The 23,895-nt window shown below is 51.3% G+C and carries 17 protein-coding genes; 9 read left to right on the top strand and 8 right to left on the bottom strand.

The window, feature by feature from the left end; genetic code table 11:
- The first annotated feature begins 28 nt into the window (after positions 1 to 28).
- The 4 genes from AAC022_RS06655 (at position 29) to AAC022_RS06640 (ending at position 6,351) form a co-directional block, all read left to right on the top strand.
- On the top strand, positions 29 to 3,991 hold the full coding sequence (locus AAC022_RS06655) for a PQQ-binding-like beta-propeller repeat protein (protein WP_339729284.1): 3,963 nt from the start codon (positions 29 to 31) through the stop codon (positions 3,989 to 3,991).
- 53 nt (positions 3,992 to 4,044) lie between these two features.
- Positions 4,045 to 4,842 (top strand): TPM domain-containing protein, encoded by a 798-nt coding sequence (locus tag AAC022_RS06650; protein ID WP_339729281.1) that lies wholly within the window; start codon positions 4,045 to 4,047, stop codon positions 4,840 to 4,842.
- Between the two features lie 39 nt (positions 4,843 to 4,881).
- Positions 4,882 to 5,559 carry a hypothetical protein gene (locus AAC022_RS06645; RefSeq protein ID WP_339729278.1) on the top strand — a complete coding sequence of 226 codons (678 nt, stop codon included), beginning with the start codon at positions 4,882 to 4,884 and terminating at the stop codon, positions 5,557 to 5,559.
- A 531-nt stretch (positions 5,560 to 6,090) separates the two neighbouring features.
- On the top strand, positions 6,091 to 6,351 hold the full coding sequence (locus AAC022_RS06640; protein WP_339729275.1) for a hypothetical protein: 261 nt from the start codon (positions 6,091 to 6,093) through the stop codon (positions 6,349 to 6,351).
- 17 nt (positions 6,352 to 6,368) lie between these two features.
- Here AAC022_RS06640 and AAC022_RS06635 read toward each other — a convergent pair whose 3' ends face one another.
- The 6 genes from AAC022_RS06635 to AAC022_RS06610 form a co-directional block, all read right to left on the bottom strand.
- Positions 6,369 to 8,168, bottom strand: coding sequence for a sulfatase-like hydrolase/transferase (locus AAC022_RS06635; RefSeq protein WP_339729273.1), 1,800 nt, complete (start codon positions 8,166 to 8,168; stop codon positions 6,369 to 6,371).
- Positions 8,169 to 8,217: 49 nt separating this feature from the next.
- The gene (locus tag AAC022_RS06630) at positions 8,218 to 9,159 is read right to left on the bottom strand and encodes a sugar phosphate isomerase/epimerase (RefSeq protein WP_339729270.1); all 942 of its coding nucleotides are present in this window, start codon (positions 9,157 to 9,159) and stop codon (positions 8,218 to 8,220) included.
- 39 nt (positions 9,160 to 9,198) lie between these two features.
- Positions 9,199 to 9,957, bottom strand: a complete 759-nt coding sequence (locus AAC022_RS06625) for a phytanoyl-CoA dioxygenase family protein (RefSeq protein WP_339729267.1) — start codon at positions 9,955 to 9,957, stop codon at positions 9,199 to 9,201.
- A 64-nt stretch (positions 9,958 to 10,021) separates the two neighbouring features.
- Positions 10,022 to 11,350, bottom strand: a complete 1,329-nt coding sequence (locus AAC022_RS06620; RefSeq protein ID WP_339729265.1) for a Gfo/Idh/MocA family oxidoreductase — start codon at positions 11,348 to 11,350, stop codon at positions 10,022 to 10,024.
- A gap of 42 nt (positions 11,351 to 11,392) precedes the next feature.
- A complete protein-coding gene (locus tag AAC022_RS06615) occupies positions 11,393 to 11,956 on the bottom strand; it encodes a DJ-1/PfpI family protein (protein ID WP_339729262.1) in 564 nt (187 codons plus the stop codon).
- A gap of 169 nt (positions 11,957 to 12,125) precedes the next feature.
- Positions 12,126 to 13,349 carry a DNA-binding transcriptional regulator gene (locus AAC022_RS06610; RefSeq protein ID WP_339729259.1) on the bottom strand — a complete coding sequence of 408 codons (1,224 nt, stop codon included), beginning with the start codon at positions 13,347 to 13,349 and terminating at the stop codon, positions 12,126 to 12,128.
- Positions 13,350 to 13,476: 127 nt separating this feature from the next.
- Here AAC022_RS06610 and AAC022_RS06605 point away from each other — a divergent pair, with 127 nt between their 5' ends.
- Positions 13,477 to 13,938: an N-acetyltransferase gene (locus AAC022_RS06605; RefSeq protein ID WP_339729257.1), complete on the top strand. Its 462-nt coding sequence runs from the start codon at positions 13,477 to 13,479 to the stop codon at positions 13,936 to 13,938.
- Between the two features lie 21 nt (positions 13,939 to 13,959).
- A complete protein-coding gene (locus AAC022_RS06600) occupies positions 13,960 to 15,657 on the top strand; it encodes a glycerol-3-phosphate dehydrogenase/oxidase (RefSeq protein ID WP_339729256.1) in 1,698 nt (565 codons plus the stop codon).
- A 6-nt stretch (positions 15,658 to 15,663) separates the two neighbouring features.
- Here AAC022_RS06600 and AAC022_RS06595 read toward each other — a convergent pair whose 3' ends face one another.
- Together AAC022_RS06595 and AAC022_RS06590 are read right to left on the bottom strand one after the other, a co-directional pair.
- Positions 15,664 to 18,210 carry a bifunctional serine/threonine-protein kinase/formylglycine-generating enzyme family protein gene (locus AAC022_RS06595; protein WP_339729252.1) on the bottom strand — a complete coding sequence of 849 codons (2,547 nt, stop codon included), beginning with the start codon at positions 18,208 to 18,210 and terminating at the stop codon, positions 15,664 to 15,666.
- Positions 18,207 to 18,827: a sigma-70 family RNA polymerase sigma factor gene (locus AAC022_RS06590; protein ID WP_339729250.1), complete on the bottom strand. Its 621-nt coding sequence runs from the start codon at positions 18,825 to 18,827 to the stop codon at positions 18,207 to 18,209. Before AAC022_RS06590 ends, AAC022_RS06595 begins: the two co-directional genes overlap by 4 nt.
- Before the next feature lie 227 nt (positions 18,828 to 19,054).
- Here AAC022_RS06590 and AAC022_RS06585 point away from each other — a divergent pair, with 227 nt between their 5' ends.
- From AAC022_RS06585 to AAC022_RS06575, 3 genes are all read left to right on the top strand, one after another.
- Positions 19,055 to 19,981: a hypothetical protein gene (locus tag AAC022_RS06585; protein WP_339729248.1), complete on the top strand. Its 927-nt coding sequence runs from the start codon at positions 19,055 to 19,057 to the stop codon at positions 19,979 to 19,981.
- A gap of 177 nt (positions 19,982 to 20,158) precedes the next feature.
- The gene (locus AAC022_RS06580) at positions 20,159 to 22,456 is read left to right on the top strand and encodes an FAD-dependent oxidoreductase (RefSeq protein WP_339729247.1); all 2,298 of its coding nucleotides are present in this window, start codon (positions 20,159 to 20,161) and stop codon (positions 22,454 to 22,456) included.
- Between the two features lie 112 nt (positions 22,457 to 22,568).
- Positions 22,569 to 23,888: a 4Fe-4S binding protein gene (locus AAC022_RS06575; protein ID WP_339729245.1), complete on the top strand. Its 1,320-nt coding sequence runs from the start codon at positions 22,569 to 22,571 to the stop codon at positions 23,886 to 23,888.
- The last annotated feature ends 7 nt before the right edge of the window (positions 23,889 to 23,895 follow it).

The raw sequence follows: 23,895 nt of genomic DNA, 5'->3' as shown, positions 1-23,895 counted from the left end.
CCGACGCCAATGAATAAAGGATCTACAAGTGAAACATTACCTCTCCCTCTCCCCCCTACGGTTATTGAGCCTGAGCTTAATCCTCTGTCTGTTCTGTCAGCAGGTTCCCGCAAAGGATTGGCCCACCTATCTGGTCGACAAAGAACGTACCGGTGCCACTTCAGATACCTTCCAGGTTCCGTTAACACCAGCCTGGAAATACGCTGCCCCTGCTGCTCCGAAAAAAAGTCAGACCGATCCAGGTGATCGCGTCATGGAAGGACACGATCTCGAATCACGCGTTGATTTTGACGATGCCTTCCACGTCGCACTGGCACAAGGCAAGGCCTACTTCGGTACGTCCGTCGATCATCAGATGCGTTGTGTCGACTTGAAATCCGGCAAGGTGCTCTGGCGGTTCTTTACGGGAGGTCCGATCCGCCTGGCCCCCACATATTACAACTCCAAAATTTACTTCGGTTCGGACGATGGTTTTGCGTATTGCCTGGATGCCGCAACCGGTAAAGTCGTTTGGAAATTACGAGCCGGGCTCAACGAAGAAATGATCATCGCCCGGGGAGAAATGGTTTCACGCTGGCCCGTCAGAACGAGTATTCTGATTGATGATGGCATCGCCTACTTTGGAGCCGGCATCTTCCCCCATGAAAATATTTACCTTTACGCCGTCAATGCCGACTCCGGCAAAGTCGTCTGGAAAATCGACAATCTCAGCCAGACCAGTGCCGGCCGTAATGAACTATCACCACAGGGTTACCTGCTCGCAAACAAAGAATTTCTGTTCATTCCCTCCGGTCGCTCTCTGCCAGCTGCCTTTAATAAGAAAACAGGAGAGCAGGAACACAAGCGTTCTTTCAGCTGGAGAAGCACTGCCGGCGGTGTGGTCGGCGGCACGCAGGCATTACTTGCTGACGGTCAGATCTATTCTATGGGAGCACACCACATCCTGGCATTAACCCAGGATGAAGGAGACGTCGGTTTTGCCTGGCTCAACGGTCAGCAAATGGCCGTCCAGGGAGACTTCGCCTATCTCGCTACCGGGAGTGAAGTCCTCAAAGTCAATCGGAACGAACATGCGGTTGGCTCACAGAAATCACACAAAAACGACATGGCCATCAAAAAACTGTTTTCCAAACTGCGAAGCCTCAAAGGCGAAAAGGCCAAAGCGGCCCGCGCGGAAATCAAAACCCTACAGGAAGAAAACAAAAAATACGCCAAAGCAGGTTTGATCTGGGAACAGGCAACACCCGCTCGCGATGCACTGATTGTCGCCGGTGACAAAGTCGTCGTCGGTGGTCAGGACCAGGTCGTCATTCTCGATGACAAATCAGGCAAGGTCATCGAAACACTGAAAGTCAAAGGACAAGCACGCGGCCTGGCGGTCTCAGACGGTCAACTTGTCGTCAGCACATCAGCCGGAGAGATTATCGCCTTTCATACCGCGACGAATTCAAAATCTGCCGAACAGCAAATCGACGCTGTCACTCTCAAAACGCCCTACCCCGAAGACGAATTCACATCCCTGTATGAACAAGCTGCCAAAGATATTTTGGCCCACACCAATGTGAAAGATGGCTTCTGTCTGGTACTTGGAAATGAAGATGGCAGACTCGCCTATGAATTGGCGCGTAACAGTGACCTGAAATTTTACTGTATCGACGCCGACAGTAACAAAGTCGCAGCCGCTCGTCAGAAACTGAGCCAGGCCGGTTATTACGGACACCGGATTACAGTCCACCAGACGGAGCTGTCACCGCTCCCCTATTCGCGCTACTTCGCAAACCTAATCGTTTCCGACACCTTACTTAGAACCGGTCAGATTCCGGGAATTCCCAAAGATATCGCCACGCACGTCAAACCACTCGGCGGAATCATTTGTCTGGGTGCACCTGCGAATCCCAAGTCAAAAACAGCCGCTTCTTCTAAATTGACTGATTGGCTCAAGCAGACCAAGCTCGGTGAGACATCCCAAATTAAGGATCTGGGTAACTATGCCCTGCTCACGCGGGGTGGATTACCGGGAGCCGGAAGCTGGTCCCATCAATATGGAGACCCGGGCAATACCGCCAGCAGTAAAGATCAGTTGGTTCGAGGCGGACTCGGTGTGCTCTGGTTTGGTGATCCCGGTGAAAAGAAAATGGTCAACCGCCATGAAGGAGCCGTCGGCCCCCTCGCGATTAACGGCCGCCTGTTCATTCAAGGCGAAAGTACCATCATGGCGTTCGACGCCTATAACGGCCTGTTCCTCTGGGAACGCGAAAATCCCCAAGCCATTCGAACCGGCGTATTTCAGAATCAGAACCCCGGAAACCTGGTCGCCAGCGACGATAGCCTGTTCTTCATGATGAAAGAAAGCTGTTACCAGTTGGATGCAGCGACCGGCAAAACAGTCGCCAAAATCGCACTTCCAGAAAAACTCAATGACGGAAAGCACGAGTGGGGTTATCTCGCGTATCAGGATGGTCTGATTTTTGGAACCGCCACCACGCGAAATGAACTCGAAGCCCGTCTCAAGCGACGTGGACGTAAAACCGATGATTCCACCGACGCCCTGTTTGCCATCGATGTCAAAACCGGTAAGCCGGTCTGGAGCTACCAGGGAAAAAACATCGCCCATCATACCATCGCCATCGGCCCCGAAGCCGCTTATTTCATCGACAGCTCCATCACCAGTGAGCAACGTGCTGATATCCTGCGCCAGGATAAATCACACCTCAAAGAGCTGACCGGCAAAGAACGTGAAATCGCCGAAGATCGCCTGAAAAAACAGGACCTGCGACTCGCCGTTGCACTCGACATCAAAACCGGAAAGAAACTCTGGTCGACCCCCGTGGATGTCACAGACTGCAGTGAAATTGGCATCGGGGGCGGTAAATTATCCCTGCTCTATCAAAACAATGTATTGATTATCTGTGGTGCCAATGCGAACGGGCACTATTGGAAACAGTTCATCGCCGGCGATTTCTCCCGCCGCCGTCTGGTGGCGCTCAATGCCGCCGATGGTGCCAAACTCTGGAAGAAAGACGCCAACTATCGGCACCGTCCCATTATTGTCGGTGATAAAATCATCGCTGAGCCCTGGTCCTACGACCTTTATACCGGAATTCAGCATACACGCAAACATCCCCTGACCGGGCAGCAGGTTCCCTGGAGTATCATGCGAGAAGGTCATCACTGCGGAATGCTGGCGGCATCGGAAAACTTGTTGATGTTCCGTTCCGGCTTCACCGGATTTTATGACCTTGAAAAAGATGGGGGCACGCGGCACTTCGCCGGTCATCGTACCGGATGCTGGATCAACGCCATTCCCGCCAACGGTCTGGTGATGATTCCTGAATCCAGTGCGGGCTGTGTTTGCCTGTTTTCGATTTCCTCAACGATTGTGCTGGAGCCACGCGAAGAACGAACTCACTGGACCATCTTCAGTTCAGTGGGACCGAAAACGCCCGTGCAACATATGGCACTCAACATGGGAGCCCCCGGCGACCGACGCGATGCCCATGGTACCGTCTGGATGGCATATCCCCGTCCACGTCCCAGTCGGGAAACAGGCCTCGACTTCAAGTTTGATATTAAACCCAAATTCGCTGCGGGGGGTGGATACAACAGTCTCAATGAAATCACACACCCCGTCAAAGAAGCAGAACCTCCCTGGGTTTATACTTCCTGGGCACGCGGTTTGAAAGAATGCACCATCCCACTCTTAGGAAAGAACGATGCTCCCGCGACTTATACAGTGGAACTTTCATTCTCAGATCTGGAACCGGTCGCTTTGAAAGATCAACAGGAACCACCTCTGTTTGAGATCAAACTGCAGGGAAAAGTGGTCCAAAAAGATTTCAATCCTCACGCGGCAAAATCAATTCAGATACAAAAGTTTGAAGGCGTCTCTGTGAAAGACAATCTGCAACTGGAGTTCGTTCCACAAAATGAAAGCGCAAAACAAATGCCGCCTGCACTCAGTGGAATTGAAATTATCCGCTCAGATTCATAGACTGGCACACAGATTCCGATCTAGTACCAGTTCTCTCTTTCAAGCGAGATAATGTGAATTATTCTCTTAATTGCAAACGAGCCTGTCTCTGCCTGACTTTTATTTTGTTCAGTTTCAGCGGGTTGGCTTCAGCCCATGCGCTGGAGCTGACGCTCGAGCCACCTGGAGATCGTGAATTCGTTCGCGATCTCGCAGGCATGCTGGACGAAAATACCACCAAGCAGATCAAAGAACTCTGTGACAAACTGCTCACCGATAAAGCCACGCCGATCATTGTCGTCACCATCGACTCGATGGCCCAATACGGCGGGGCCGACATGCGAATTGAAACCTTCGCGACGATTCTATTCAATCAATGGCAAATCGGTCATGCCAAACTGGGAGATCAGGATTGGAACACGGGAATCCTGCTGCTGGTTTCCAAAGATGACCGCAAAGCCAGAATCGAACTCGGTGCGGGCTGGGGACATCGCGAGGATAAGCTGTGTCAGGAAATCATGGACGATTATATCATCCCTAACTTCAAACAGGGAAAGTTCGATGCAGGCATCCTGGCGGGTGTTGAAGCGCTCGACAAAATGGCGCGGAAGCTGGAACTGCCTACGAAACCGGTTTCGCCGTGGACTTATGTCATTATCGCGGTCGCCATCGGTCTGGTCATTTTCACTGTCGTCTCACTCATCCGTCGCGGCTCCAGTGGTTGGGCCTGGTTAATGTGGGGCGTCGTCTTTGCCGTCATTGGCACGATCCTGTATCAGATGTTAAATAATCGAGGTGGCGGGGGAGGCTTTGGCGGCGGCTCATTTGGAGGTGGCTTCTCTGGAGGCGGCGGGGCATCTGGTTCCTGGTAACGACTGTCCGCTCTCACACAATATTGAAAGTATCAACTCATGCAGAGTGCATTTAACTATTTAACCGAAGCGCAACAGAAACAGGTCGAACAGGCAGTCGTCGAGGCAGAAAAACAGACGTCCTGTGAAATTGTCCCTGTTCTGGCGACTTCCTCGGGCCGCTATGACCGACCCGAAGATATCGTCGGACTCTGGCTGACAGTCATTACCGCACTCACTCTCTGGTTCTTATTTCCCAGAACTGCTGGACAGACGGGAGACTGGGGAGGCATGCCCGTTTTCATCGAACTGATCCTGGCGGCACTCTTATTGATCCTTGCATTCATCATCGGCGCCGTCGCCGGCAGCAGGATTGGCTGGCTCAGACGCCTCTTCACGCCTCGCCAGCAGATGCAGGATGAAGTCGCCGCCCGGGCACGCGAGATCTTTTTCGACAAACGCGTGCACCATACCGAAGGGGGAACCGGCATCCTGATCTACATCTCCCTGTTTGAACACACAGCGGTGGCACTTGCCGACCAGACGGTCATCGATAAACTCGGACAATCCTTCCTGGATCAAGTCTGTCAGAAACTAACGGAAGGACTGCATTCAGGCGATGAAACGACCGCAATTTGTAATGTCATTCAGGAGATCGGCGAACAGGCATCCACACCACTGCCCCGCGCAGAAGATGATCAGAATGAACTACACGATGTGCTGGTATTAATCGACTGAGCTCTCTCAAACGGGAGCGAGTCGGATTCAAACGATTTCTGAATTTCTGCGACTCGCTTCTTTATATTTGCACATGCGGTAAAATGCGTTTTCAACCCATCTCCGCATTAAAAAAACAACACAGAACGCTCCCTCTGCTCACGCAACCCACCTGTCTTTACGCAAAACCGTGCCGAATCTTCACTAAATAAACACAATTTTGTGCCAAAACGCGTCCTATCAACGACCATTCACACCACAATCAAGCACGATCGCAACCGGTTCACACCTCTTCACGCTGCCTTCGCTCGCGTTCACACATAGGAAACATTCGGCACTCATTCCCTCTTCACAGTCGCATTCATTCACGCATGTCACAGTTTCAGCACAGTTTTGTGCCGCATAAAACTGTTTGGTTTCAGATTCTCACTACTGTCGACTTTCTCAGTCGTTTGGTATAATGAACACATTGACGAACTGTCGATCTCAGCACTGAAATCACTCAGCTGAATAAAGCGAACTTATTCCCCTCTTTAAATAAAGGAAGACATCATGACCAACCGCAACCGGCTGGACGAACTGATCAGCGCACTGGAACAACAGCGCGATGAACTCGCATTAAAAATTCACCTCGGCAAACAGGAAGCCAAAGACGAATGGGAGCAAGTCACAAAAAAACTGGACGCGCTCCAGGACGACTACAAGCCCGTCAAAGACGCTGTCAAAGATTCTGCATCCGGCGTGATTGATGCTCTGAGTCTGGTCGCCGGCGAAATTCAAGAAGGCTTTCACCGTATTCGAAAGTCACTCTGACCATCGATCCGTCTGACTTATTTTGTCGGCAGCGCTTTCAGCCAGATTGAGTTCAATCGCAGTCCCTTGATACCACCTGCGTTGGCTGCTTGAATAGTGAGTGTCTGCTGGCCCGCTTTGAGGTCCAGTGTACCCGCTGATTGTTTGACGAACACATTTTGACTCGGACTCATCGGCAAGTCGCAGGTAAGTTTCGTGTCGCTCACCGAAACTTCAAGCGGCCCCGCGGCAGGCGATGCATCGCGATAGCCATAACTTAATTCCACCGTATACCGGCCTGGCTGCAGTACATCCAACTGCCAGGTCGCGGTGCCTGTGTTTGATTTCCAGCCATCAATCGTATCCCAGTCATATCCGTCAAACGAATATTCCAGTCCGTCCCCTTTAAGAATCGCCCAGCTCGGTTGCAGTTCAACATCAGGTTCCTGAGGATCACCAATCGGGATCGCCGCCGGCGCATAGACCTGCCCCTCAGTCACATCATCAAACCAGCGCAGGAATTCATTCCTCAGACGCGACGCTACTTCAGGATATTTTCGCGAGACATCTTTCGTCTCTCCCGGATCCGCCTGCAGATCATACAACTGCCCCGCCGGCTCCTGCTGTTTCTTTCTCCCTTGAGGATCATGGCCCACCAGCTTAAACCGCTCGCCGTGAATCGACCAGCGATGCCACGGGTTCGGCGTATAACGGTCCCATGTGTGGTACAAATACTCATGCGGCGATTTTCCGACCCCCTGTTCCATCAGCGGAAGAATCGATTTCCCATCCAGCTTGATTCCTTCGGGAACCTTCACCCCCGCCAGTTGACAGAACGTCGGAAACAGATCCGTTTGTGCCACCATCGCATCGGTGGATTTGCCTGCGGGAAAATGGCCCGGCAAACGTACCACAAACGGCACGCGCGTCCCGCCTTCATAAGCACTCGCTTTACTTCCCTTTAAACCAGCTTTATACGCGCGGCTCACCCCGCCATTGTCGCTGGTAAATATCACAACCGTCTCCTGATCCAGTCCCAGCTTCTTGACCGACTGTAATAAACGGTTCAGATTCTGATCGATCCGTTCGACCATCGCATAGATCCGCGCTTCGCGTAACGGCAACCCTTTCGCCAGATATTTTTCAATCAGCTTATCCCCTTCCGGCTGACCGAAATGCGACGTATCCAGCAAAAATGGCGAATGCGGTGCGTTATAGGCAACGTAACAAAAGAATGGCTGTGCTTTGTAACGCGTCATGAAATCAATGGCTGCATCCGTAAACAGATCGGTTACATAACCTCGCGTTTCGACCGGCGTGCCATTCACGACCACCTGATCCGGGTTCGTATAACGTTCAATGTGCCCGTGATAATGACCGAAGAAATGATCAAAGCCCCGCCGGTGCGGCTGATACTGTGCGTAGCGGCCCAGATGCCATTTGCCAAACAACCCCGTCTTGTAACCAGCCGACTGCAAGACCTGCGCAATCGTCGTCTCTTGCTGTCCCAGCGTATCGCCGCCAAACCGCGTGTTGTACAAGCCGGTTCGCAGATAATGCCGTCCCGTCATCAGCCCGGCCCGCGTCGGCGCACAAACCATATTCGCATAGAATCGAGTAAACGTGACACCTTCCGCCGCCATCCGATCAAGGGTCGGCGTTTCAATCAGAGTGTTCCCCGAAATACCGGTATCCCAATAGCCCTGATCGTCGGTCATCACGAGAATGATATTCGGCTGCCGTGATTTTTCCTTCGCTTGCAGAGACTGCCCGCGATCGCAAATCAGGCTGCAGGCAAATAATACGATAACAGTCAGAATCTTACTGCGCGCGTTCATGATCTGCTTCACCTCAACTCATTGAGAAAAGACGGGAGTCTGCCTACGATCAAGCCTGCTTCAGGCAGTTTTCCAGATACGCACGCGACCGATTAATCTCCGCAGTCACCTGATCGGCGGTCGGTAATATCGGAATGCCGCGTGGCACCGGATGCATGAATATTTCCGTCCGCCCTTGATAGTTGATCTTCTTCAGTGCCGCTAAGATCGGCACGAAATTCAAATCGCCGCGGCCCGGCAGTTGTAACAGTTCCTGTTCCTTGGGCAGTTTCTTGGTGCAGCCCATGCCATGCTGCCAGCCTTGAAAATGCACGAGCCGCTCATCCAGATCCGTAATCAGTTGCCCAATCATCTCCGGGTCTTGCTCCAGGTGATAGGGTGCCAGCGCGATTCCGAAATTCTTTGCTGGCAGTGCATCCATCAGCCACCGCTGTGTATCCGGATCATTGATCAGACCGCCGCCATGATTTTCCAGACCAACGATCACGCCCTTCTCGGCAGCAGTATCAACGTGCGGCTTCAGTTTTTCAGCAAACTTCTTAATCGCTGCCTTCAGTTCGGCCCCTTTCAGTCCCTTCGGGCCACCACTGTTGCAGATCACCATGTCACCGCCCAGCTGCTGAACCAGATCCATCTCCCCACGCATGTTAAACAGGCCATACTTGAAACAGGTGAAGCTGCCCAGCTTGACATTGTGCTTGTCAAACAGCTGCTTTGTTTTTTCGACACCCAAGGTTTCAATCTGCTCGCGCTGATTGCCGTGCCGCTCTGCCCAGACCTCCAGATACGCGGCCCCCGTTTTAGGGACTTCCTGCAGAATCGTCTCCAGCGGCAGCTTCCCATACATACAGGACGCGACAATGTAATTCAGCTGAAACGGTTTCGGAGTACTTTCCGTACCCGCGGCCAATACATTCCCGAGTAGCCCCACAGAGCACGCGCTCCCCAGAAGCTGTTTATTGAAATCACGACGATTGAGCTGTTCGAACATGCGACTGTCTCTTTCTAAAGTAGTCTGTCTGATCTCGAATTAAGAAACGACCTTTTCCCCATCCTTCAAGAACGGAACCACCAGATGTTTTGGCTGCCCGGTTTCAGGGTCAATGATTGGTGCGGGAGAATACTGTGTGACATAAGCCCGCCGCATCTTGTCCGTCGTATTGGCACCGCTGCGATGAAAGGTCAGCGAACTGAAAACTGCCAGACTACCGGCGGGAACGACAGCAGTCACCCCCGGTTCCTTGCCAAAGTAACCGGTCTTGTCTCCCGTCTCCGGGTCCTGAATGTGTTCCACCAGCGATTTCACACCGATGGTCGAATAAGGCAGCACATCCACCGTGCCATTCTCAACCGTCATATCATCGACGGCCGCCCAGCAGGTGACATACGGGCGATGCCGAAACCCGAGATAACCCGAATCCTGATGCCAGGAAAACTTAATCCCCTTCTCCGCTGCCTTGACGACATACTGATCGTAAAACAGATACGCGGTCTCACCAATGGTTGCTTTACAGATTTCCGCCATCAGATCGCCTAACACATACTCTTCCAGGCGGGGCGCCTGATCGTATTTCTTGGCGATGTGATACCGTTTGCCACGGTGACTGATATGAATGTGATCGGTCCCGAGACGATCCATTTCCTGATGCATCAAATCAATCAGATGCGCACACGAATCGCGGATGATCTGCAGGTGTTCGTCCGAAATCACCTTTTCCAGAATGAAATAACCTTCTTCCTGAAACTGCTTTTTATGAGCTTCGGTAATGATCCCCGTCGAGACAGTCATCGTTTCTCCTGACAGCAAAAGAAAGTAGCAAAGCAATAAAGATCAACTGAAATCAAATATTCGCTTACGAATCTTTGATCTCATAACCGGCCCGCTGTTCGCGTTTGAGCCAGGTATTCGCTTCGGCGTCGCCGACAAACTGTTCCTGCTCCGGATCCCAGGTCAGTTTGCGACCCAGACGTTGCGAGATATTACCGATATGACACACACTCACCGAACGGTGCTGGTTCTCGACGCTGGAGATGGGCGTTTCCCGTGTTTCTATACAGTCGAAGAAGTTCCCCATATGATTCACAATCGCATCCAGCTTGCCCATGCGAGGCGGACGCGAAAGATTGTCATGGCCATACACATTGAACGATTCACGCGACAATGGTTTTTTCGCGAGGTCTTCGACTGGTTTGCCGGCGATTGTTCCCCGGTTGACAAACAGCCGGCCCTGATCTCCCTCAAACATCAAACCGGTGCGCCCGGTGTCGTTGACTTCCAGAATCACGCCGTTCGCGTAACGGGCCTTCAAGTGATAATCGAGGGCCACATTATAGCCGTTTTCGACGTTCGGAAACGTTGCCGTGCCTTCGAACTCGACCGGACCGGAATCCTGCATGCCGGCCCCCCATTGTGCGATATCAATATGATGCGCACCCCAGTCGGTCATCTGACCGCCCGAATATTCATACCACCAGCGGAACGTATAGTGACTGCGTTCTTTGATGTAAGGCACCTCGGGAGTCTGTCCCTGCCACATGTCCCAGTTCAAAACCGAAGGCACAGGCTCTGGTTTAAACGAACCGCTGGTTTTGTTTTTACTCAGCGTGACGGTCACTTTTTTCAAGTTCCCAATGCGACCATCGTGTACCATTTCGACTGCCTGACGAAAACGGTGATCGCTTCGCTGCCAGGTTCCAACCTGCACGACGGCTTTCGTATCCTTAACAACCTTGTTGAGAATTTTGCCTTCGTCGACCGTCAGCGTGAGCGGCTTCTCGCAGTACACATCCTTGCCGGCGCGACAGGCATCGATCAGCATTTTAGTATGCCAGTGATCGGGAGCACCAATCGTCACCACATCAATATCCGCCTGCTCCAGCATTTCACGATAGTCTTCGAACAGCGTCGCTTTCCCGCCAAACTGCTTGCGAGCTTTCTCCGCGATTTCCCGATCCACATCCGCAATGGCCACAATGTCGCCATACTCTTGCGATTTGTCGGCGATGACCGACCCCTGATACCGCATGCCGATCGAACCAATTTTCAATCGTTCATTTGCGTTACGAGGCTTGGCCGCGCCACGCGCGGTATTCACGAAAACCCCTGGTGCAATACACGCCAATGGAAGTCCGGCCATTGCTGTTTTGACAAAGGTCCGGCGAGATAGTTTCTGTGAAGTCATCGCTCTCTCCTGTTTATGTGAAATAGTATCAAAGGCTACTTTTTAATATTGCTCTCGTGCTTCATCCAGCAGCTTCATCCACGGGCCGATATATTGGCCATGATCATGATAGGTACGACCGCTGACCATGTTCCCATCAATCACGCACGGTGCATTGACAAAGATCCCGCCGCAGACTTCCAGGTCAAACTGGCATTTCGGCACGGTCGCCATCCGGCGGCCCTTCACGCAATCCGCGCGGGCTGGAATTTCTACGCCGTGACAGACTGAGGCTATGGGTTTATTTTTTTCGAAGAAATGCTGCGTAATCCGAATCAAGTCTTCATCGTCACGAATATATTCTGGTGCACGGCCGCCGCTGAAGAAGATTCCCAGGTATTCTTCCTCGTTGATATCCTTAAACGCGATATCTGCCTGAATCGTGTACCCTTCCCACTCTTTGGTGATTGTCCAACCCGGTTTCACTTCATGCAGTACCATCTGATACAGTCGCTTCTCCGGAGCCGCCACAACCGGTTCGTAGCCCCCTTCAATCAATCGATAATAGGGGTAAAGTGTGTCTACGGTTTCAGTTGCATCGCCAACGATGATTAACACCTTGTTCATTCAAACCATTCCTTCTACGTAAAATTCAGCATTACATTGGATTCCATTCTACAATCGAATCCAGACCAGTCATTACGGATTTCCATAAAGATTATCATGTTTTGCGTACATTTTCAGCGTCGATCGTACGCAATACCACTGTTTTCGCACTTTTAAGACAAGCCTGCGACTAATGCATTTTCGCCCGAAACTCGCCCGGCGTTTCACCGATTTTTCCTTTGAACATCGTACTGAAATGTTGCGCGTGGCGAAAACCAATTTTCTGCGTAATCTGTGCCAGGGACAGATCCGTCGACGCGAGCAACTCCTTGGCCCGCTCCAACTGGGTTCTGATAATTTCCGATTTGGGAGAACGCCCGATGGCTGCTTTCATCTGTCGTTCCAGTGCCGTTCGCGACAGTGGAACCGATTTCAGAATATCCGTCACCTGAATTCCCTTGCAGGCATTTTCCCGAATAAACCGCAGGGCGAGCGCCAATTCAGGATTATCAACGGCCATCACATCCGAGGACTGTCGCGTGACAATCCCCAGTGGATTAATCAGATACGGCTCTTTAGGAATCGGCTCCCCTTTCATTAACCGACTCAACAGCGCCGCCGCCTCGTAGCCAATGCGTGTTGAGTTAAACGCCACACTTGATAATGGCGGTCGCGCCATCATGCACAGGATCTCATCATTCTCCACTCCGACCACGGCCACTTCATCAGGCACCGAAATCCCCGCCCGTTCGCAGGCATCCAACAGCCAGAATCCCAACTGATCCGTACACGCCATGACCCCCACCGGCTTAGGTAATCCCCGCAGCCAGTTTGCCATCTGCTCCTGATGTTTTTCCCATTCGCGAGGCGTTTCGGAATCTTCAGAAGCCGAAAGCACACTGACTTCGTAGCCAGCATTCTGGATCGTTTGCACGTAATTATCGCGCCGCTCTTCAAAATAGACTTCGATCCCGATTTCATACACGCCAAAGTGACGTATTCCACGTTCCAGAAAATGCTCCGCCACCAACTGCCCCATGGCCCGGTTATCAATCCCCAGAAACGGAAACTCATGTTTGAGCTTCGTCGACCGCAATTCGACCGTAGGAATTCCAGAGGCAGTAATCGCATCAGCCATTTCCTGGCTAATTGTACGGCTCAGAATGCCGTCCCCTTTCCAGCGCGAAATCCATTCGGGCACCTGTGAGTCCAGTGATCGTGGCATCATGAATACAGACCATTCCTCATTCTCAGCAATGAACTGCCGAATGCCGTTCAGTAAACCCCGCCCGTGGGAACGAGACGTTTCAATCAATAAGGCAACGTGGGGAATCGACGAGCGGGTCATGGAGGGAACCAATGCGAATTCAGCAACAGAGTAGCAAAGCGAGGCGGGAGCTTCCGCAGTTTTCAATTATTCTTTTACCGCAAGTTCGTTTTCTGTTCAATCATGATCGAAACCGATCTCATGAGTTCGTACAATACAAGTCAACACTCTGCCTCTGGCTATCTATGATAAGAATTGACTATGAAAGGCTTTCGTGGATTACTTGATCAAACAGGCTTTACCCGAAGATTTTCTGGCAATCGCGGCGCTGGATCGCATGGCCTGGCCTGAAGAACCAGACACCTTTATCCCCGATGGCGAACACGCCTGGCGGCTCTGGTGTGAATACGCCACCGTATTAATCGCTGTTGCAAACAATGAAAAGCAAGGACAGACAGTCGCGGGAGCACTGCTGATGTTTCCCACAAATACGAGTGAAACATTCCTGCATAAAATTATGGTGCACTCCGATTTTCGGGGACAGGGAATCGGATCAGCCTTGATGAAACAGGCTTTGCAGACCGCAAATCAGGTTGTATTACTCACGGTCAACCCGGACAATACACCGGCCGTCCGACTCTATGAAAGTTTTGGATTTCAGACCAGAACCCGAATCGAAGGCTACTACCGCCCTCACGAACATCGGCTGTTAATGGAATTCCTGCCCGCGATATAATTTTTGATATGGAAATGCACGATGAAACAACCACAGCGGGTTTTAATCCTGGGCGCAGGCATCAATGGCGTCGCCATCGCGCGTGAATTACTCCAGAATGGCATTCCCGTCTGCATCATCGATCAGGGTGATCTCTCGCAGGGCGCAACATCAAAATCCTCACGCCTGATTCATGGCGGCTTGCGCTACCTCGAGTACGGTGACTTTTCTCTGGTGAAAGAATCTGTTCAGGAACGAGGTATTCTGCTCGATCTCGCGCCGCACCTTGTGAAACCACTACGACTTGCCATTCCGGTCGCCCATCGCGCCTCCGGTGTTACCTCATCCGGTCTCCGGTTTTTGAGTGGGTTCCGCGTGCCGGGAACACATTGGCTCTCCACCCGCTTCTCCTTCTCTTCCGAACGCGGCCTGTATCTGGTCGACATGGGTTTGTCCATTTACGACTGGTTCGCTTCGAAAGGAAATCTGCCCCGTCATTCGGTGCATGATGTGGGTGATGCCGATTTGCCCCAGATCAATACCGACAAGTTTCGCTGGATGGCCTGCTACTCAGATGCCCAAATGCGGTTCCCCGAACGGTTCGTCGTCGCATTGCTGCACGACTGCCAAAGAATCGCCAACGAAAAGCAACTTTCCTTTGAGCTCTCTACCTATCAGCAACTGAAAGTTAACGGCAGAACGGCCCGAATCTCCTCAATCCATGATCCCGATCAGATTCATGAAGAATTCGAGCCGACTGTGATCGTTAACGCGTCCGGTGCCTGTGGAGACTTAACACTCCAGCAGGTCGAAATCCCATCGGAACGTTTAATGGGTGGCACTAAAGGCAGCCATATTGTCACCTTCAATCAAAAGCTCAGCGACGCACTCGGCAGTAAAGCGATCTACTCCGAAGCCAGCGACGGCAGACTCGTCTTCATTCTCCCTTTCGAAAACAGCACACTCATCGGCACCACCGATGTTCGCGTTCATGGAAATCCACTTGACGTCACGGCGACTCCCGATGAACTGGAATATCTGGTCGGCATGGTCAATATGGTCTTCCCCCAGGTCGGCTTGACGACCGACGATATCAATTTGCACTACAGCGGCGTCCGTCCTTTACCCTATCAACCGAAAGGCAAAGCCGCTTCAATCTCTCGTGATCACTCCATCAAAGAATACGAAGGGCCCTCAGGCTGGATTGTAACGCTTGTCGGCGGCAAACTCACTTCGTGGCGTGCCTTTGCAGAAAAAGTAACAGGTGGCATTCTGAAGAAACTCGGCAAGACTTATTTCTCGGAATCGAAAACACGCCTGATCCCAGGCGCTGAAGGATACCCCCAAACGGAGGATATTCTAAAAGCAGAACAGGATCGGCTCAGCCAGAAATATCAGCTTTCGCTGGAGAGCATCCAAGCGCTGTGGAGTCTGCAGGGCACACTGTTTGAAGAGATCCTGGATTCTCTGCCCGACTTTTCAACCGAACTGATCACAGGAACCACACTGCCCCGCCAATATGTACTCTGGACCATTCAACACGAATGGGTCGAGACGCTGGGCGACCTCGTCGAACGGCGTCTGATGCTGATCTTTGACGAGACGCTCGAGGAAGCCACCCTCAAAGACCTGGCCGATTGCCTCGTGGAAACAGGCAAGCTCACCGCCGAGCAAATTCCTGATCAGATCCAGGCTTATAAAAAACACCTCGATTACTTTTATGGGAAAGCTGTTGTCTGACCGTTTTCAGTCGGCGTTGACTTCGCGCACAATGCGAAACGCGCCGCGCGATGGAGAATTGGGATTTCCATGACCGCGGACATAAGAATTCAACTGGTCCGAACCAAGTTGAAATCCACCGCCGCGACGAACGCGTTCGCTTCCCTGCTCGGGACCAGTTGGATTTTCCAGGGGTGAGTGTGCGTAATAATTATCAGCGTAGTAATCCTGGCACCACTCCCATTCGTTGCCATACAGATCGTAAAGCCCAAAGGGGTTCGGCTGTTTCTGCTTGGCCGGATAAACCTGGCCTTCCGAATTATCCAGGAACCATGCATGGTCCTCCAGCTCGTCCGAATTCGTTCCAAAGAACCACGGTCCCTTGCTTCCCGCACGACACGCATATTCCCATTCGGCTTCGGTAGGCAGGCGGTAAACCTCTCCCGTTTTTTTCGAGAGCCAGTCACAGAACGCGACCGCATCGTTCCAACTGATATTCACAACCGGTGCCTGATCTCGCACAGGCAGGTCTCCGAGGTGATTCCAATAATAGGCATCGGACTTCCCCCAGCTCCCACCTGTCACCCCAAATCCGCCACTACGCTCCGCCACTGTTTGATGCTGCGTCTCCTCTACAAAACGGCGAAACTGCTCGTTCGTAATTTCGGTGGCTCCCATATAAAACGGCTGCGTGAGTTTCACCGGATGCACGGAGACATCAGAGGCAGCCTCTGCACTGGAACCGTCTCCCATCAGAAACTCTCCCGAAGGAATCAACATCAATTCCAGTTCAGGCCCCTTCCCCTGTGCGCCAAGTGGCACATTCGTACTCACAGGCAGATTCACCTTCTGCGCATACTCCGTCTGAACTGCTTTCGCATCACTTGAGCCAGATTGACCAAGTTGTGAATCTTGATTTTGCGCACCCGTTCCCGGATCCTGTTGGAAGGGATTCCAGAACAACACGCCTCCCAGAATGAGGGCAGCGACAGCAACGCCTCCCCACACCAGACGCGGCTGGCTTGATGAATGGGCTTTTTGTTTCTCCTGTTGAGTGGCTGCTGACATCACAGTGAATTCCGATGCCACCGGTTGAATTTCGGTCGGTGCACTCGCCCAGTTCTCTTGAACCGGCTCACTCTCAAGCGTCTCTTTTACCGGCAACGTAAAAGTCTGATCCTGTAAAAATTCGGTGTTGAATTGATCGAGATCGCTGAATAATTCACTCGCCGTCTGATAACGTTCTTCAGGATCTTTCGCCAGCATCTTTGTAAAGATGTGATCGAACTCAACAGGGATCTGGGGCAAGGTTGCCGATAAACGCGGAATCGGCTGTTCTTTATGCGCTAGAATTCGTTCCACCGTCGTCCCGCCACCATAAACGGGCTTTGCCGTCAACAGGAAATAGAGCGTACAACCCAGGCTGTAAATATCAGAGCGATGATCGGCCAGTTTCGTATTCCGGGCCTGCTCGGGAGCCATATAATCGATGGTTCCCATAAAAAACTGACTCGAAGTCAATTCGGTCTGTGATTCCGATCCTAAAATGTCATCAGAGGCTTGCAGTCGGGCCAGCCCCATATCCAGAATCTTGAGATCGCCTTGATCGTCGACCAGAATATTTGCCGGCTTGATGTCGCGATGAATCACGCCTCGACCGTGCGCATATTCTAATCCCTGCGTTACTTGGAGCACACAACTCACAGCGTCTGGAAAATCAAGCGGGCCAGAATCACGAACCAACTGCGTCAGACTCTCGCCATCGATATACTCGCAGATCAGATAATGAACGCCCTGATGTTCTCCCGCATCATAGGCGGTGACAATATTTGGATGTGATAACCGCGCCGCCGCCTGCACTTCCCGTTCAAATCGCTTCAGACGATCGAGAACATGATCCAGATCAGAACGAATTACTTTCAAAGCCACGATCCGTTTCATGCGCTGATGCATGGCTTTGTAAACCGTCCCCATGCCTCCCGAGCCGATGGGTTCCAGAATCAGATAATCGCCGATTAATAGCGGACGGGCTTCTGACGAAGAGAGTGCGTGGCTCTGATACTCCGTCAGCGTTCCCAACTGAAGTAATATTTCAGCAAGTGCAGCTGCGGACTGTGGTCGCTGATCCTGTTCCAGATTCTCAATCAATTCCGTCAGTTCGCGCTCAGACAGAATGCCGGCATCCACAACCCGAGAGCAGAATTGATCCAGCGAATATTCGTCGAACTCATGGGGACCATCCTCGGGCGAACTGCTAACCGAAGCAGCCGGGTATGCGGCACGAGCCGATCCGATGACTGACGACAGCCACTCCTGATCCAGTATGGGAAACTGGTGGAGATAGTCACTCGACTCCGGAGTTTCTCCCTGTTGACAGCGATGCTCCACATCCAACGGGATCAACTCTTTGAGGATGACCTCTCGATAATCAACGGCGACATCATCCAGATAAGCATTGATCGAAGGCAGATCTCCCTGTCTCAACTCAGATTCATACCGATCACATAATTGATTAATTTTCAGCATCAAGTCTGAAGGGAGCTGATCGAAATCTGTTTCGTTTGGCGATTTCACAAATTGCAATCCTCTTGCCACAGACGGGTAATCAACTGAAGTTTTCGTTCAACGGTTCGGCGAGCGCAGCCCAGACTTTGCGCAATTTCAGTAGTAGTTTCACCTTCCATTTTGGCCAATGCAACCTGTCTTAACGCCGAATCCCCGGTTTTATCCAATAAATTAAGTAACCGCTCCAGTTCTTCAGCTAACTGCACAGCAAATTCCGGAGAGGGTTCCTGCTGAATGATTTGTTCAAAATCGATCGGCATGGACGTTTGCCTATGGCGTTCCGCGTCGCTGTCACTCTTTCCAGTGCCTCCCCGTTTTTGTCGATTTTCGCTTCGAATCAAATCCACTGATTTATTTGAGGTGATCGCCACCAGCAAAGGCCATAAATTTTCTCGATCGGTAATTTGGGAAAACCGACCATTTTGTGCCCCCAGACAGAAACTTTTAAACGCGCTTAAGGCCACATCTTCTTCGTCTGCCATCGCACGAGGTGCGCCGTGCAATTTACGCCGCGCCACCTCCACCATTTCTTGAAAATACGATTCCCATAATCGCTGCGCAGCGCGGGCATCACCAGTTTTCACCTGATCAATCCACTGCGTTACTGTCTCTTCAATTGAAGACATTCAACGTCGCTTTCCAGAAAGTCATGCCCGCCCGTCAGTATTTCTATTATATCGTAGAGTCTTTTCATTCAACAGGTTAGAGCGATTTTCGAGCAAAGTATATTTTTTTCAGTATATTTGTCGCAAATTAACATTCCCTGACGAATTACGTGAGGCAGGGGCTGTTCATTTTCCGTACCAGAGCCCTGCCCCTGAACAAACCATCTGACCACAGAAAGCGTAAGACCATGCAGCATCTTCGATTCTCATTAAAATGCTCTCTCCTGCTGTGCCTGTTCGTTTTAACTGGCGGATCAGGGGGGGTCACAAATTCGGTCAACGCCCAGGACCGTATTCGCAGACAGGATGACTTAAATTCACTCAGCGACGAGTTTGAGGATGCTGCGACCCTGAAACAATGGTCACGTATTTATCAGACAGAAAAAACCAACGCCGATCAACTGGAAAAATTCGATATCGCCCAAACCCGTCCCGGCTGGATGGTGATGATGCCTTACAGCAGCACCTGGTACATGGATTATCGTGGCGTTCTCGTCTACAAAATGGTCAAAGGCGATTTTGTTGTCACTTCAAATATTCGTGTCGCCCGTCGCAACGGCGATGGCGCCCCGCGCAGCAATTATTCACTCGCAGGACTGATGATCCGCACGCCACGCGACGTCACACCGCAAACCTGGCAACCGGGGGGTGAAAATTACATCTTTCTCTCTCTCGGCTCTGCTAAACAGCCTGGAACATTTCAATTTGAAGTGAAAACCACGCTCAACAGCCGCTCTCAACTAGCGGTTACGGATGCCGGGACTCCCACAGCGCAGATTCAAATCGCCCGCATCGGGAACGATTTCATCCTCTTGAAAAAAACGCCCAGCGGCAACTGGAACATCCATCAACGTTATCGCCGCGTTGATATGCCGCAAGAATTACAGGTTGGCTTAACCGTTTATACCGATTACAGCACCGCCTCCCGCATGCAGCCAGCACAACAAAATACGCAGGTCATCAAAAATGGACGCCCCGATCTGGTAGCTGGCTTCGACTTTGTCCGCTTCAACCGCCCCCAGGTTCCTGCGCGCCTCACCGGGAAAACATTTTCTAATCCCAACGATGTTTCTGACAGGGATCTACTGCAGTTTCTTGGCGACAAAGCCCATTAATTAAGAATCTTGCGTAAGAGACTGCAAGCACGAATCCCAGACCTCCCTGTTTGCATTTGATTCCACACCGGGTTTATAATCCATTCAGGCGACAATCGGATTCATTCTGATCTGTTTTGCCGTCTTGATTTGATAGATTATGTACCCTAAGAGAATCGATGACAGGAGTCAGAGAGTATGCGTTTTACTTCCAGATTGTTTTATATCCTCGCCGGACTGGCGATCACCGTGCTCTCCTCTGACTGCATTGCCGCAACAAAACCCACAGTCGGTGTACTGATCGAAGCAGAGAGTTTCGATAAACAAGGCGGTTGGAAGTTGGACACCCAGTTTATCAACAGCATGGGCTCGCCTTACTTACTGGCTCATGGTCTGGGACAACCTGTTGCTGATGCAGAAACAACGGTGAAATTTCCTTCGACGGGCAAATACCGTGTTTTCGTTCGCACCAAGGATTGGGTCGCCCCCTGGAAAGCCTCTGGAACTCCTGGTCGCTTTCAATTAGCCATTGATGGCAAACCGTTAAGCGAAACCTTTGGGACAAAAAGTGCCCATTGGTTCTGGCACGATGGTGGTACTGTTGAAATCACGAAGCCCGAAATCAAACTCTCACTCCACGATCTAACCGGCTTCGAAGGCCGATGCGATGCGATCCTGTTTACTAAAGATCTATCCTACTCTCCACCAAATGAGATGGCACCGATGGACCAATGGCGCAAAGCCATGCTGGGTCTTCCCGCTCAACCGGAAAAAACAAAACCGTATGACCTCGTTGTCGTAGGTGGTGGATACGCCGGCTTGGGCGCTGCGATCTCGGCTGCTCGGATGGGCTGTAAAGTCGCGTTGGTCCAGAACCGTCCCGTTCTCGGCGGGAATGGTAGTTCCGAAGTGCGCGTCTGGGCGAAAGGTTTGGTACGTCGGGGAAAGTATCCACACATTGGTGAAATCATTGCTGAATTTGCTGACTCAGCATCAGCCTCTCCCGGCACCTATGAGGAATTCGGTGACAATGTCAAAGAAGCAACTGTCCGGGCAGAGAAGAATATCGATTTATTCTTGAACACCCATGCCTACGCCGTCAAAAAAGAGGGGGACGCGATTCAAAGCGTGACCGCCTTCAATACCAAAACAGGCAAGCAAACGGAATTTCAGGGAGCCCTGTTTGCCGACTGTACCGGCCATGGTGAAATCGGATTTCTTGCTGGGGCCGACTACTACACCCAAGAAAAAGGCCACATGGGCATGAGCAACATGTGGACCTGGAAAGAAGCCGAAAAAGCACAATCATTCCCCAACGTTCCCTGGGCACTCGACCTGACGATGGACGATTTCCCTTATCCCAAACGCTTTCACGGCGAATGGTTCTGGGAAAGTGGCTTCGATAAAGATCCGATCAAAGATCTGGAATCGATGCGTGACTGGAACTTCAGAGCCGTCTATGGTGCCTGGAATACCATGAAAAACAAAGATGGCAAAGACAAACACGGCAATGCGGCCTTGACCTGGATGGCTTATATCGGCGGACCACGCGAATCCCGTATGTTGCGCGGCGATGTGATTCTCCGCAGAAAAGACATCGTCAATAAAGTTGAGTTTCCCGATGGCTGTGTCCCCAGTACCTGGTCGATCGACTTACATTACCCCAAAAAACAATACATGAAAAAGTATCCGGAAGATCCGTTTATCTCGCAGGCGGTTTTTGATCGTAGCGTCGATCGCAAACGCGGCTATCCCGTGCCCTATCGTTGCTTCTACTCTCGAAACGTTCCAAATCTGTTTATGGCGGGCCGATGTGTCAGCGTGACACACGAAGCACTGGGGACCGTCCGAGTCATGAAAACTGGTGGCATGATGGGCGAAGTTGTTGGTAAAGCGGCCGCGGTCTGCACAGATAAAAAATGCAGTCCTCGTGCTGTCTACACCGATTATTACAAAGATCTCGATCGCTTAATGTCACTCAAAGGTGCCTTACGACGTGACACAATCGCCGACGATTTTTATACCCCGAAAGACGCCAAACAATTACCTCCCATTGTTGACGCATATATCGACCCTGCCACACTACCGGGACTGGTCATCGACAACGAAAACAATAACGTCCAGTTCATTGGCAAATGGACTAAAGGAGAAGGCCTTAAAGGTTATATCGGCAATCATTATGTGTACCACGGGAAAGGGAAAAAGGCAGAAATCCACTTCAATTTCCAAGTTGATAAAACCGGAAAATATGAAGTACGACTGGCCTATGGTCATCATGAAAATCGTGCTACCAATACTCCTGTCACAATTCGCTCTGCAAAGGAAACGAAAACCGTTAAAATCAATCAGCGCATCAAGCCACCACTGCCTCACGGCTTTATCTCGCTGGGAACATTTCAGTTTGAAAAAGACCAGCCCATCGAAGTGGTCATGTCAAATACGGACGTGGATGGCAATGTGCATGCCGATGCGATTCAAGTCCTGCCGGCTAAATAAAGATAATAACGACCTCCCTCTGATTTCCACTAAGCAACCGATCCAGAGCAATTTGTTCAAAATAGAGCTGCCTCAAACAAAGTTCCGCTTTGTTTGAGGCGTTGAGAGAAGGATGACAGAGTTACCGCTAGTTCCCCTGCCTCCGAAATCACCGAGACCGGCAAATTTTCTAAGATCCGTCTCGTTAAAAATCTATCGCATAGCCGTTCTGGTACTGATCGTCTTCCTGATCCGGGATTATTATGTCCGCGTACGCGTGCAGGGAAACGCTCCGGTTCAGTTACCCGAAGTACAGGCGATTCTCCCCGAGGCACATTCGCTGCGCGTCGATCACTCGACGCGCAGCGGGCTGTTTATTCTGAATCAGGAACAGCAACCAATCGGTTATGCCGTCCGCACCTCGCCGATCTCAGATGACATCATCGGCTACTGTGGTCCGTCCGATACTCTGATTGTTTTCGATCAAGCCACGGGAAAAATCACTGGTTTAACAATTCGAAGTAGTGGCGACACCACATCACACGTGAACGATGTTCGCGATGATCGTTACTACATGAATTTGTGGACCCAGTACTCATGGGATGATCTGGCAAAGCTGGATCTCCAGCAAGGTGATATCGAAGGTGTCTCTGGAGCAACTATGACCAGCATGGGAATCGCCCATGCGATTGCCCATCGGATCCAGCATTCCCAACAGCAGTCGCAAGCGATTCAACCCTTTCAGTTCCGAACCAGCGATGCCATCCTGTTTCTGTTTGGCATCGGAGCCGCGCTGATTACCTTTACCCGTCTCAAACGCGTGCATCGACTGCGTACACTGTTTAAAATTTCCGCGTTCCTCTATCTGGGTTTTGTGAGTGGTGACCTGCTGGCTGAATCCCTGTTTGCAGGCTGGGCGAAGTATGCGGTTCCCTGGAGACAATTGTCTGGTCTAGTCGCATTAGCAGTGCTCGCGATATTGGTTCCCTGGACAACACGCAGAAATCTCTATTGTCAAAGTATCTGCCCGCATGGAACCGCACAGGAATTCCTGGGAAAACTCATTCCCGCTAAACGCAAATGGAAAATCAGACCTGATGTCAAACGGGCATTACGTTGGATTCCCGTATTATTACTGATACTGATCCTCTGCATCATTTTTTTAGACTTGCCGATTGACCTGGCGGAACTGGAAGCGTTTGATGCATACCTGCTGACTTCCGCAGGCATCGTCTCAATTTGTATTGCCGTCACCGGGCTGGTCGCGTCGTTCTTCATCCCACAGGCATACTGCCATTATGGTTGTCCGACGGGAACCATCTTTGAATTTGTCCGCTCACATGGCAGAGCGGATCGTTTCGGAAAAAGTGATTTCGTTGCAGGTTTGCTACTGCTACTGACGTTTGTGTTGAATCAGTATGCTGAGGTTTTCAAACAGTACCTCATTCAATGATAAAACC

Source organism: uncultured Gimesia sp. (assembly GCF_963976445.1).
Taxonomy (GTDB): Bacteria; Planctomycetota; Planctomycetia; order Planctomycetales; family Planctomycetaceae; genus Gimesia.
Note: the sequence above shows the minus strand (reverse complement) of the source record. Positions and strands in the feature narration are given on the sequence as shown.

Excerpts from the sequence above, each read along its gene's own strand:
- AAC022_RS06645 (WP_339729278.1), top strand. The coding sequence starts at position 4,882 with ATGCAGAGTGCATTTAACTATTTAACCGAAGCGCAACAGAAACAGGTC.
- AAC022_RS06640 (WP_339729275.1), top strand. The coding sequence starts at position 6,091 with ATGACCAACCGCAACCGGCTGGACGAACTGATCAGCGCACTGGAACAA.
- AAC022_RS06635 (WP_339729273.1), bottom strand. The coding sequence starts at position 8,168 with ATGAACGCGCGCAGTAAGATTCTGACTGTTATCGTATTATTTGCCTGC.
- AAC022_RS06630 (WP_339729270.1), bottom strand. The coding sequence starts at position 9,159 with ATGTTCGAACAGCTCAATCGTCGTGATTTCAATAAACAGCTTCTGGGG.
- AAC022_RS06625 (WP_339729267.1), bottom strand. The coding sequence starts at position 9,957 with ATGACTGTCTCGACGGGGATCATTACCGAAGCTCATAAAAAGCAGTTT.
- AAC022_RS06620 (WP_339729265.1), bottom strand. The coding sequence starts at position 11,350 with ATGACTTCACAGAAACTATCTCGCCGGACCTTTGTCAAAACAGCAATG.
- AAC022_RS06615 (WP_339729262.1), bottom strand. The coding sequence starts at position 11,956 with ATGAACAAGGTGTTAATCATCGTTGGCGATGCAACTGAAACCGTAGAC.
- AAC022_RS06600 (WP_339729256.1), top strand. The coding sequence starts at position 13,960 with ATGAAACAACCACAGCGGGTTTTAATCCTGGGCGCAGGCATCAATGGC.
- AAC022_RS06590 (WP_339729250.1), bottom strand. The coding sequence starts at position 18,827 with ATGTCTTCAATTGAAGAGACAGTAACGCAGTGGATTGATCAGGTGAAA.
- AAC022_RS06585 (WP_339729248.1), top strand. The coding sequence starts at position 19,055 with ATGCAGCATCTTCGATTCTCATTAAAATGCTCTCTCCTGCTGTGCCTG.
- AAC022_RS06580 (WP_339729247.1), top strand. The coding sequence starts at position 20,159 with ATGCGTTTTACTTCCAGATTGTTTTATATCCTCGCCGGACTGGCGATC.
- AAC022_RS06575 (WP_339729245.1), top strand. The coding sequence starts at position 22,569 with ATGACAGAGTTACCGCTAGTTCCCCTGCCTCCGAAATCACCGAGACCG.